Source organism: Wolbachia endosymbiont (group A) of Anomoia purmunda, from assembly GCF_947251545.1.
Lineage (GTDB): Bacteria > Pseudomonadota > Alphaproteobacteria > Rickettsiales > Anaplasmataceae > Wolbachia.
In genome coordinates, this window is sequence record NZ_OX366362.1 from 660,322 (window position 1) to 672,398 (window position 12,077).

General features: G+C 34.7%; 10 protein-coding genes and 1 pseudogene. 4 read left to right on the top strand and 7 right to left on the bottom strand.

Features of this window, described 5'->3' with window-relative positions; genetic code table 11:
* Positions 1 to 44: 44 nt before the first annotated feature.
* The 4 genes from OPR57_RS03450 to OPR57_RS03465 form a co-directional block, all read right to left on the bottom strand.
* Complete coding sequence (locus OPR57_RS03450; RefSeq protein WP_265037387.1) at positions 45 to 245, bottom strand: hypothetical protein; 201 nt, start codon at positions 243 to 245, stop codon at positions 45 to 47.
* Between the two features lie 23 nt (positions 246 to 268).
* Positions 269 to 1,465, bottom strand: coding sequence for an IS4 family transposase (locus tag OPR57_RS03455; RefSeq protein ID WP_406831650.1), 1,197 nt, complete (start codon positions 1,463 to 1,465; stop codon positions 269 to 271).
* A gap of 465 nt (positions 1,466 to 1,930) precedes the next feature.
* Positions 1,931 to 2,377 (bottom strand): hypothetical protein, encoded by a 447-nt coding sequence (locus tag OPR57_RS03460; protein ID WP_265037389.1) that lies wholly within the window; start codon positions 2,375 to 2,377, stop codon positions 1,931 to 1,933.
* Between the two features lie 868 nt (positions 2,378 to 3,245).
* Positions 3,246 to 4,961, bottom strand: a complete 1,716-nt coding sequence (locus tag OPR57_RS03465; RefSeq protein ID WP_265037390.1) for an ABC transporter ATP-binding protein — start codon at positions 4,959 to 4,961, stop codon at positions 3,246 to 3,248.
* A 255-nt stretch (positions 4,962 to 5,216) separates the two neighbouring features.
* Here OPR57_RS03465 and OPR57_RS03470 point away from each other — a divergent pair, with 255 nt between their 5' ends.
* Positions 5,217 to 6,092, top strand: coding sequence for an Rpn family recombination-promoting nuclease/putative transposase (locus OPR57_RS03470; protein WP_265037391.1), 876 nt, complete (start codon positions 5,217 to 5,219; stop codon positions 6,090 to 6,092).
* A 111-nt stretch (positions 6,093 to 6,203) separates the two neighbouring features.
* Here OPR57_RS03470 and OPR57_RS03475 read toward each other — a convergent pair whose 3' ends face one another.
* On the bottom strand, positions 6,204 to 7,535 hold the full coding sequence (locus OPR57_RS03475) for an IS4 family transposase (protein WP_406831652.1): 1,332 nt from the start codon (positions 7,533 to 7,535) through the stop codon (positions 6,204 to 6,206).
* Positions 7,536 to 7,699: 164 nt separating this feature from the next.
* On the opposite strand from OPR57_RS03475, the pseudogene OPR57_RS03480 reads away from it, so the two are divergent.
* From OPR57_RS03480 to OPR57_RS03490, 3 genes and pseudogenes are all read left to right on the top strand, one after another.
* Positions 7,700 to 8,639, top strand: a pseudogene (locus OPR57_RS03480) (IS256 family transposase); the annotation flags it as partial.
* 232 nt (positions 8,640 to 8,871) lie between these two features.
* Complete coding sequence (locus OPR57_RS03485) at positions 8,872 to 9,891, top strand: IS110 family RNA-guided transposase (protein ID WP_265037518.1); 1,020 nt, start codon at positions 8,872 to 8,874, stop codon at positions 9,889 to 9,891.
* Positions 9,892 to 9,905: 14 nt separating this feature from the next.
* Positions 9,906 to 10,733, top strand: coding sequence for a P44/Msp2 family outer membrane protein (locus tag OPR57_RS03490; RefSeq protein ID WP_265037392.1), 828 nt, complete (start codon positions 9,906 to 9,908; stop codon positions 10,731 to 10,733).
* A gap of 63 nt (positions 10,734 to 10,796) precedes the next feature.
* Here OPR57_RS03490 and OPR57_RS03495 read toward each other — a convergent pair whose 3' ends face one another.
* The gene (locus tag OPR57_RS03495; protein WP_265037393.1) at positions 10,797 to 10,919 is read right to left on the bottom strand and encodes a hypothetical protein; all 123 of its coding nucleotides are present in this window, start codon (positions 10,917 to 10,919) and stop codon (positions 10,797 to 10,799) included.
* On the bottom strand, positions 10,895 to 11,734 hold the full coding sequence (gene prmC / locus OPR57_RS03500) for a peptide chain release factor N(5)-glutamine methyltransferase (RefSeq protein WP_265037394.1): 840 nt from the start codon (positions 11,732 to 11,734) through the stop codon (positions 10,895 to 10,897). The genes OPR57_RS03495 and prmC overlap by 25 nt, the downstream gene beginning before the upstream one ends.
* Positions 11,735 to 12,077 lie beyond the last annotated feature (343 nt).

Consider the following 12,077-nt stretch of genomic DNA (forward strand, 5'->3'; position numbering starts at 1 on the left):
ACAAAGTGGAAGTGTGTACTAACAATGTACACATTTCATTACTTTTATATAACATAAACAGTACCTTCTAGCGTTGACATACCATGAGCAGAAAAAAAAGGTTCAGCATATTGACTATCTAATATAGAAGAGTTTATTGCTTCTACACATCTATCACATTCAGAATTGTTGTAACAATTACCCACGAGTTTACCACCTTTAATCTCAAGGTTATTTTCAGCGCCATTAATAATTTGTGCACACACTTTAGACTTCCATACGCGTCAAGTTAAGAAGCAAGGGTAAGAAAATTCAATGAACTTAAGGTGGATACTCTAGTTTTTCTATATCTATCTTTCACAGAAAATTGTGACCAGTCTGTGGTAAGTTTTTTCAGGAAAATTCTCAAATTATTAATTTTACTGCTTAACGCTAAAAACAACTCCCTAATCCTTCTTTTTAATTCAATGAATGCCTTTGTTAAACTCAGCTCTGTATTCTCTTTCAGTTTTATACAACCAACTATTCCATGAAATATAAGAATTGCGCACAATTTAGCGTATAGTTCACATAATACTCTGTATGGTTTTCCTTTAAGTTCGTCAAGCCTGATGTGACTCTTATACAATTTAAATAATAATTCAATCTGCCATCTTACCCTGTAAACTGTTAATACTTGTTCAGCGCTGATTTTACTCTCTGGAACGTTAGTTATGAATATCGACCAATCCAGCAATTTTTGATTCTTTTGAGAAGATGTATATCCATGTGATTTTGCTAACTTATTAGCCCTTCTTCTTCTAATTATAGACTGTTCTTCAGTTAATTTTTGACATATAATTCTCACTTTAATTTTTACTTCTTTTCCTAATAGCACTTCCATCTCTAGAAGGGATTGACCTTCTAAACATTCCAACAACTCTATTTTTTGATTTGTTTCTATATCATATATATTGGTATCAGACTTATAACGACTAACAAAATATGCACCTGCTTCATCAATCTGTTTAAAAGAACTAGGCACAAAGTAGCACAAATCAAATATTAGCAAATCATTGGCTGATAAACCGTTCAGATAATCCCTATAACCTTGATCCGACCTTATTCCTTCTATTAAATTTAACTTATCTAGCGCTTGGTTCAGGTAATCAAAGACTAACTGCAGCTTTATTCCTGATTTGGTATTACTCTCACAATCTCTATAGCTACTCCCATATCCTTTGTACATATCTTCCATGCTACTGGGCAGGCTAATATAATCCAAACCCTGTTTTGTAATTTCTATCGAGTCTTCATTTAGCAATTGGCACATTGTTTCTATGCTGCAATCACCAACTCCTATGTTACCAAAAACCATAGCTTTTATGAATGATGAGCCATTAAGTTTTCTCTTTCTTTTTATAAAACCTACTGCAATTGATATTTCGTCTGCTTTTTCATTAAAGAATTCATTGAGGTCTTTTGATAAGCAAGTTATTCTGTCCATTGTAAGTTCTCTCATTCACATATCCAAGAGAACTTATACCTTATTCTTTTCCTTCACTCTATCAATTTTACTTACACTTTTCCTTAACTTGATGCGTATGGTTATACAAGCTGTGCGCGTAGGAATACATGAACCAACACGTGGAAATGAGGAAAAATTGTAAGTCATAAAAATCCTTTAAAAAGCAACTATTGAATTATTATAGGATAAAAAAGTTAATGATTTAATAATTCTAAGATTAAAATTAGCATATACAAAATTCTTAATTTACAGTACACTTCAAAATACGACTTTAACGTAGCAGATATTGGAGTTGAAAGGTTTTGTCATAGCGGAATAATGATAAGATTCTCATAAGGATTGTAACACATACCATAATAATTATGATACATATCAAAATGGTTATGACATGGATTAGAGGATAGTTCTCCAATAGAATTATCTTAAACTACTGCCACAGTAGGCTTAAAATAAGTCTAGAGATGCTTCTCCAGTTTTTACAACTTCGTGCGTACCAAATTCTGTCTCAACTGCAGCTGTAGCTCCAATTCCAGTTCTAATTCCAGTTCCCAAATGATATGGTGGTATATTTACCACTACTGTGTTACCAGAATCGTGAGCATGATACCACGCTGCTTCGTGACTACTGTGACATGGCTGATGACAATGCTTAAAATGTGAATGATGATTATCTTGGCATGGAATATGATTATGCTTGAAGGGCATGCATAAATTAGGAATATGATGATCACCTATAAGGCAGAACTTGTACACGGCTGTGCAGTTCTTGTCAAGGCAAGACTTATCTTCAGATTTATCATATATGCATGCTGATTTGGAATCTGAGGAACAAGGTACATCGGTATTATGAGAGTGAACGTTGTACGGTTGTGAAATTGAATAGCGAGTCATAAAAAATCCTAAAAAAAATAACTATTATGTTATTGTATAATAAAATAATTAATAATTTAATAATTTTAAGACTAAAATTGGCATATTCAAAGTCCTCTTTTCAGCCGTTATACAAGTAATATAGCTAACCCAAGAAAGGTTTCCCTACGTCATACCGCCGCGGCGCTAACTAGTAGCGGAATGACGGTTTTTCAAATTGTAGGTAAACCTAAGCCACTTTAGCTATAGATATTAGAGTTTAGAAATTTTACTATGAGCAGAATAATGATAAGATTCCAAGAAGGAGCTGTCAGTAGTCAAATTAGTTGTGTTGCTGAAATAAATTTTGGTAGAACTGCTATAGCCACTGCGAATAACAACTTGCTTATCCTCTCAAGCAAAATGTGAAACACATGGGTTGAATAACACCCATGTGCTCTTGGAAGCGCGTATAGCTAGACACGCGTTTATGAGTTGTTTAAAAACAATCTTCTAGCAAAAAAACCCAAATCCATCATAAGGATTGTGGCATGTATCATGGTAATTATGACACATATCAAAATGGTTATGACATGGATTAATAACATAAGGTCCCTGTGCAGGCGTATAAGGCGTACACACTGGTAAAGTTGGTACTGGCAAGTTAGAAGCTGTACATGGATTAATAACATAAGGTCCCTGTGCAGGCGTATAAGGCGTATACACTGGTAAAGCTGATGCTGGCAAGTTAGAAGCTGTATATGGTAGTTTTGGTAAATTACTGTAATTAGAAAACATAATAATCCTTAAAAAAATACTATGAAATTATTATAAATTAAAATGATTAAAAATTTAATAACTTTGATTATAAATCTAGCATATCAACTAACGATATGATTTAAATTTTCTTTCAATTCCACTGTATCTTCGCCAATTTTGCATATAGCCCGTCTTTACTCATTAGAGAGTCATGAGTTCCTACTTCTTCTACTTTTCCATGATTAATTACTATAATCTTGTCAGTTTTAAGTGCGGTTGATAGTCTGTGCGTAATTACGATTGTTGTTCTGTTTTGCATTAACTTGCTCAATGCTTTTTGCACGAGGTTCTCACTTTTATAATCAAGGGCAGAGGTTGCTTCATCCAGTATTAAAACCTGAGGGTTTTTGAGTATGGCTCTTGCTATTATAATACGTTGTTTTTGTCCTTCAGAAAGTTTTAATCCTCTTTTTCCTACAAATGTATCAAATTTATCAGGCAGCTTATCAATAAATTCCATCGCATAAGCGCTGATAGCTGCTTGCTTCACTTCCTCATATTCAGCACCCGGTTTGCCATATAGTATATTTTCCATTATTGAGCAAGAAAATATCATGTGATCTTGTGGCACTAAGCCAAACAACGATCTGAGGTCATTTAGCGCAATTGACTTAATATTGTGCCCATCGATAGTAATGCTACCTTTGTTTGGATCATGAAAACGGAGCAGAAGCTTTAAAATGGTGCTTTTACCACTGCCAGATGGTCCAACAATTGATACTGCTTGACCTGCCTCTATAGAAAATGATACGTTATTTAACGCTGGCTTATCAGACTGAGATTCATAAAAAAATGTTACGCCATTAAACGAAATTCCTTTTTGAACACTACAAATTTTTATAGGATCATCGGGATCTGCTATAGAGCTTTTCATATTTTTAAATTCAAATAAACGCTCTACTATTCCAAGACCTCGTTGTAAATCACTGATATTATCGCTCAAATTATTTATAGCTCCTGCTGCGAGCGCTGAATAAAACACAAATGAGGAGAGTTTTCCAATAGTTATATTATTGCTTAAGACTTCTTTAATACCAAAAAAGAGCAAAACAACTAGTGAACCTATGACACACGTGATAACTAGAGTTACTAGAATAGCACGCAAGAGTACTAATTTTACGTATGATTTTGATACTGAGTTTAAATACTCCTTAAAACGGATTTTTTCATTTTCTTCGAGTACGAACGATTTGATAGTCACTATAGATCTAAAATTTTCCTCACTAAATGACGCAAGCTCACTTAATTTATCCTGGGCAAAGCGTGCATAGCTACGCACTTTTTTTCCAAGTGAGGTCATGATAATCAGTAGTATAGGTATTATTGCGGCTGCATACGCAGTTAGTTGTATATTTGTATACAATAACATAGCAACACTACCAATCAGAATCACAAAATTTCGTAATATGGTTAGTAAGCTGCTGTTTATTATTGATTGCAGCACAGAGGTATCAGTAATCAATGCTGAAATAACATCTTGTACGCCTGTGTTCTCAAAGAAACTTGGTTGCAAGTTAGTGATACTGCTATATAAGTCATATCTGATTCTTGCGATAACTTTCTCGCTGCCAATGCCAATGAAATATAACCGAGTAAATGCAGTGAGAGAAATGGCTAAAACTATAAGTATTGCAACTAATAGTTTGGTAGTAAAATCGTGCTCTGTGCCAGAATCAATTATATTGCTTAAGCCTCTGCCAAAGAGAAGAATCGTTAAAGCTGAAAATAAAACTGCAATAAAAGCTATGATGAAATAAGATAGATTAGGCTTTATATAGTAAAATAACTGCCTAATATTAGATCGCATCGTATTTTAAAGTTTCTAAAGTTAAGTATATAGATTTTAGTTTCAGGGGAAAGGGGAAAGGTGTAGCACAATAGCTAACGTCATACCGCGAATGAATCGCGGTATGACGGTTCGCGGCGGCATGACGATAAGCTCGTCATCCCGCTACTTGTTAGCGGCTAAGAGATACCGCGGCGGCATAGCTATCTTCAAAAATATGGTTGAATAATTGTTAATAATAGTGTATAATTATTAATATTTTTAAGCACTTTGGCTATGGCTTTATCTAAGTTTCTCGACCCTAAGCTGGATTTGACCTTCAAAAAAATCTTTGGCACTGAAAAAAATAAGAATATTCTTATCCATTTTTTGAATGATATTTTAGGATGTACTGAAGTCAATACTATACAAGAAGTAGAATTCTTAAGCACCATTATGGACCCTGAAATTGCTTCTTATAAACAAAGGATTGTTGATGTTCTTTGCAGGGATTCTAGTGGGAACAGGTATATAATTGAGATGCAGCTCACTCGTGATAAAGGCTTTGAAAAACGTGCACAACTTTATGCTGCTAAGGCTTACTCAAGACAAGCTGATAAATCTGGTAAATACGTTGATTTAAAGAAGATTTTCTTTATCGCGATTTCAAATTGTACCTTATTCCCTGATAAGCTTGACTATATATCTAGCCATACCATAAGAGATGAGAAAACCAATGAGCATGACTTAAAAGATTTTCAATTTATCTTCATAGAGCTGCCAAAATTTCCTAAGAGTAGAGAAGAACAACTAGAAAGTGTAGTAGACCGTTGGCTATTTTTTTTCAAATATGCAGATGAAACAACGGACGAAGATCTCAGAAAAATTGCGAAAAAATCACCAATAATAAAGTTAGCATATGATGAATTAGATAAGTTTCACTGGAATGAAAAAGATCTAGTAGATTATGAAGAAAGAATAATGGATCTGCGCACAGAAGAAGCCATTCTTGAATACAGGCTTGATCTTGCTAAAGAGGAAGGTAGAGAGGAAGGTAGAAAAGAAAGGGAAATTGAAGTTGCAAAAAAAATGCTAGTCAATAGTATTGATGTTAACACTATTGTCAAGTGTACTGGCCTTTCCATGAGTAAGATTGAAGAATTGCAGAATTAAGTGTGAATGGTTACGAAAAATATAAGTTTTTGCGATAAACGACATAATGCCCGATTGCAGAACTTACTATTTTGTAAAACCGGGAGTGTTAAATAAACCATACGCGTCAAGTTAAGAAGCAAGGGTAAGAAAATTCAATGAACTTAAGGTGGATACTCTAGTTTTTCTATATCTATCTTTCACAGAAAATTGTGACCAGTCTGTGGTAAGTTTTTTCAGGAAAATTCTCAAATTATTAATTTTACTGCTTAACGCTAAAAACAACTCCCTAATCCTTCTTTTTAATTCAATGAATGCCTTTGTTAAACTCAGCTCTGTATTCTCTTTCAGTTTTATACAACCAACTATTCCATGAAATATAAGAATTGCGCACAATTTAGCGTATAGTTCACATAATACTCTGTATGGTTTTCCTTTAAGTTCGTCAAGCCTGATGTGACTCTTATACAATTTAAATAATAATTCAATCTGCCATCTTACCCTGTAAACTGTTAATACTTGTTCAGCGCTGATTTTACTCTCTGGAACGTTAGTTATGAATATCGACCAATCCAGCAATTTTTGATTCTTTTGAGAAGATGTATATCCATGTGATTTTGCTAACTTATTAGCCCTTCTTCTTCTAATTATAGACTGTTCTTCAGTTAATTTTTGACATATAATTCTCACTTTAATTTTTACTTCTTTTCCTAATAGCACTTCCATCTCTAGAAGGGATTGACCTTCTAAACATTCCAACAACTCTATTTTTTGATTTGTTTCTATATCATATATATTGGTATCAGACTTATAACGACTAACAAAATATGCACCTGCTTCATCAATCTGTTTAAAAGAACTAGGCACAAAGTAGCCCAAATCAAATATTAGCAAATCATTGGCTGATAAACCGTTCAGATAATCCCTATAACCTTGATCCGACCTTATTCCTTCTATTAAATTTAACTTATCTAGCGCTTGGTTCAGGTAATCAAAGACTAACTGCAGCTTTATTCCTGATTTGGTATTACTCTCACAATCTCTATAGCTACTCCCATATCCTTTGTACATATCTTCCATGCTACTGGGCAGGCTAATATAGCTACTATCCAATAGCTTAATGCTTCTAAATTGCTTCAAAATTCTGCAATCAACCTGTAAGCTGTTTTTAAATAAAACTAAAGATTCATTATACATTCTTTTCATAAATTCCACTGCTTCTTCAGTAAATCTAAAATCCAAACCCTGTTTTGTAATTTCTATCGAGTCTTCATTTAGCAATTGGCACATTGTTTCTATGCTGCAATCACCAACTCCTATGTTACCAAAAACCATAGCTTTTATGAATGATGAGCCATTAAGTTTTCTCTTTCTTTTTATAAAACCTACTGCAATTGATATTTCGTCTGCTTTTTCATTAAAGAATTCATTGAGGTCTTTTGATAAGCAAGCTATTCTGTCCATTGTAAGTTCTCTCATTCACATATCCAAGAGAACTTATACCTTATTCTTTTCCTTCACTCTATCAATTTTACTTACACTTTTCCTTAACTTGACGCGTATGGTTAAATAAACTGTGTCAAACCAAGAAATAAAAATATAATTGATATAAAAAATGGAGGTTTGACATGAGTCAAAAAATAGCAAATAGAACTGCCGGTTTGGTAGATTACAAAGAACTGGAAGCAAATATACTGTCATCAATAAGGGAAGGCAGACCATTAACAGGAAGAGATGGTGCATTAACGCCATTTATAAAAAGACTGTTGGAGGCGAGTCTGGAAGGTGAAATAGAAAACCACTTGTTGGCTGAAAGCGAAGAAAATAATCGCAGAAACGGAAGGAATGGAAAGACTTTACGTACAAGTGCAGGTTCATTTGAGCTTTTGACGCCAAGAGATAGGGAAGGAAGTTTCGAACCACAAATAGTCAAAAAAAGGCAAACAAACTTACATCCAGAGCTTGAAACGAAGATTTTGAGCAGTGGTATGGGCTATAGAGATATAGCGTCACATGTTGAGGAAATTTATGATCACAAAATATCGGCGGCGGAGATATCAAGTATTACTGACAAATTGCTACCAGTAATCAATGAATGGCGCAGTCGTCCGCTGCAATCTGTATATCCGATAGTGTTCATGGTTTTTTAAAGTCAAAGAGGACGGGCATTGCGTAAGTAAATGCATGTATAACATATTAGGCATAGATCAAAATGGTAAAAAAGAAGTATTAGGTTTTTATTTGGCTGAAAGTGAAGGAGCTAACTTCTGGTTGGGAGTGCTAAATGATCTCAAAGAAAGAGGAGTAGAAGATATCCTGATTGCCTGTGTAGATGGGCTAAAAAGCTTTCCTGCTGCGATAAATAGTGTATTTCCTAATGCAGAGGTACAGCTATGTGTGGTGCATCAGATACGCAATTCTCTAAAATATGTATCTAGCAAAGATGTAAAGATTTTTATGAGTGATTTAAAAAAAGTATATCAGGCTTCAAGTAGAGAAATAGCTGAAAATTATCTGCTTGAGTTGGAAGAAAAAGGGGGAGATGGTATGAATAAGTATTGCTTGGTTGGAAGCAAGAGAAGATAATAACTTCTCAGAGTGGATAGGTGGCAGGTTGGATGTTTTTCTGAAGCACTTTCTGCCCAGGGAGTAGAAAAAAGACTTCGTGGGGGAGATTAACTGCTCCTGCCACCGAAAATCATCGTGAGGCTCACAAAATGTGATGACCTCGTATAGGAGTTTGGAACAACCGGCAATATTCTACTCTGATATATTGAAATATGCAATTGGAGGAAAAAATATGCGTCACATTGGAGTTGATTTACATACCAATAGTTTTACTGCTTGTTACTTACAAGAAGGGAAACCTGAGCATATTCAAACGTTTCGCTTAAAAGACTTGGATAATTTCACCAAAGATCTTCAAGAAACATATGAAGTAGCCATAGAAGCAACAGGTAACAGCTGTTTCTTTTATGATGCAGTTTCACCTTACGTTAAACGCATAGTAATAATTGCTCCTGGACAGTTTGAAGTTGTTCGTCGCTCTGTGAACAAAACAGATAAGCATGATGCGCGAGCTATTGCTTTCTTTCTAAGCAAAGATATGTTGCCTGAGGCAAGGTGCAAAAACAAACAATGCCAGCAGTTAGCTTCTCTTCTTCAAACGAGAGATCAGTTAGTAAAGTCACGGGTATCTTTAATCAATAAAGTTCATGGTCTTTTTAATTATCATGGAATAAAAATTAAAAAAGAAGTACTTACAACTAAAGTAGGATTTGAGCGTGCTACTCAAAAGCATAATTGGGAGCCTTTAGAAAAAGTTGAAATTGAAGTGATTAGCTATCATTTAGAAGCTATCCGAGAAAGCCTTAAAAAACTTGAAAAGGAAATTATAGCTTTTGCTAAACAACTTCCTGGGTTCAGCAATCTTATCAGCATAAAGGGAATTGGTCCAATTTCTGCAGCTGTCTTTATTGCAACAATTGGAGACATTAATGATTTCCGTAGACCTGAGAAACTTACTGCATATTTTGGAGTTGTACCAAGAGTTTCTCAATCTAATCAGCAATGTACAATTGGAAGAATTACCAAACGAGGGTCAAAAATAGCGCGTACTTCTTTAGTTCAATGTACTTGGATTGCTGTACGTTACAGTCCTTACTTGAAAAGTTTTTATGAACATATAAAAAAGAAGCGTGGTTCTGCTAAAGCTATAACTGCTACTGCTAGGAAATTTCTTATAACTATTTTCTATACTCTTAAAAATGACTGGGTTTTTAAAGATTTCACAAAATTTGAAATTTCTATTGGACAATAATCATAGGAGTAGTAATGATTAGTAAAAAAACATTAGCGGTTACAGCACTTGCTTTGCTGTTGTCACAACAATCTTTTGCAAGTGAAACAGAAGGGTTTTACTTTGGTAGTGGGTATTATGGTCAATTTTTAAATTACACGGGTGAGTTGAAAGCAAAAATTGGAGATACTGCTGCTACAGCTGCCAATCAGGTATCTGTAAATGACAGGAGTGCTCAGAAAACAGAAGGTCAATCACTAAGTAAGTATAAAGGAGATTATAATCCACCTTTTGCTGCAAATGTGGCACTTGGTTATACAGGGGAATTGAATGGCAATAGCTACAGAGCTGAATTGGAAGGAATGTATTCTTCTGTAAAAGTGGATAATATTGGTTTAACAAGTAGCCAGGTGACAATATCCTACACAAAGGATAAAAATGACCCAAAAGAGAGTTATGGAGCAATAGTCAATCATGACCAAATTGAGAACATATCTGTAATGGCAAATGTTTATCATCATTGGAAAAGTGACCGTTTCTCTTTTTCTCCTTATGTTGGGGTTGGAGTCGGTGCAACAAGAATGACAATGTTTGAAAAATCGTCAATAAGACCCGCAGGTCAATTAAAAGCTGGCCTTGATTATCGCATAAACGAAGATGTAAATATGCATATCGGATATAGAGGTTTTGGTGCTATTGGTAGCAGTGAGTACAAACTAGAAACCTTAAAGTGGGATACCGCAACAAGTCAAATGGCTAAACAAACAGGTAATAATCAAGTATCCACTACCATACAGAAAGGCTTTTTTCATACACACGGCATAGAGGCTGGCCTTACTTTCCACTTTGCTAGTAAAGCTTAAACATGTTGCCCTTTAAAAAATGCATAAAACCGTTCCTGTCATCCTATGGCTTGACCATAGGATCTAGTTAAATATAGATCCCAGTGTCACGCACTGGGATGACGAGGTAGAGGGTACTGGGATGACATAGGATAATATGGGATGAAGGAAGAAAACATTAGCTATGTTTTTTGCATAACAATGCATCTCTTCATTCCCGCTAAGTCATATACATATTCCTGAAAAGCTAATTCGTATGAGGGGATTATTTTGTCAATATTGCTTTGATCTTCACCTATCTCCAATATCGCAAACCCATTTTTTTTAAGACACCTCCTTAATATTGGAAAAATGCTCAAGTAACAACTCAAACCATCAATACCACCATCAAGGGCAATTCTTGGCTCCTTTTGCACTTCAGCTTGCAAGTCTTTCAATTTGCTTCTTTTAATATATGGAGGGTTGCTAATTATCAGATCAAATGAGCCTCTGCACTCTGTCCATGAATTTGGAAATATTTTGGCTCTGCTGAGAAGATCATGTTTCTTTGTGTTTTGATAGGCAACTTTGTATGCTCCCAAGCTTTTTTCAAAACCGACGCCAACGGCATATTCATACTCACTAAGTACGGATATCAATAAACAACCTGTGCCTGTACCAAAATCTGCAATTTTTAGTTTCTGTTTTTTGTTTGGGTAATATTTTAACACTGCTAGGATTATTGTTTCACTATCTGGCCTTGGATCTAAAACATGCTGGTTAACTATAAAATTTTTACTCCAGAATTCACGATTACCTATTATTTGCGATATTGGATATCTTTCCGCTCTTTTTTTTGTTAATTTCCAAAATAAAAGTTCTTTCTCCATCGGCACTTGATCAGCATGGTTGATAATTATGAATGATCTTTCCACTCCAAGTACGTGCTGCATGATGATTTCACAATCTAAATGTGGTGATTCAACTTTATGTGACGATAATAACTCCGATCCTTCTTGAATTAAAGTGCTGATTGTTTTCATTATTCTAAAAATATGTTCCTTTCAGCCAAGAATAGCAAGATGAGCGTAAATCTTTGAGTTTAGGATAACTGCACTAAATCCCAGTGTCAAGCACGCAACTGTACGAACATTGCAATTTGTAGATCCAAGTAGCTTGACTACTTGGATCCAGCTAAGTTGGTGAGTATAAAAGTATAGCTTCTACGTCATGCCGCCGCGAACCGTCATATCAACTATGTTTTTTTAAAAATTTTTTATTTGTAGTTTTGCAACTTCATATGGGCAATAAAAACCCATTTGTTATAGAAACAGAATTTTGTATCAAACAGCCACCACAGCAATTTCTGCTTAAGTTAATGAATAT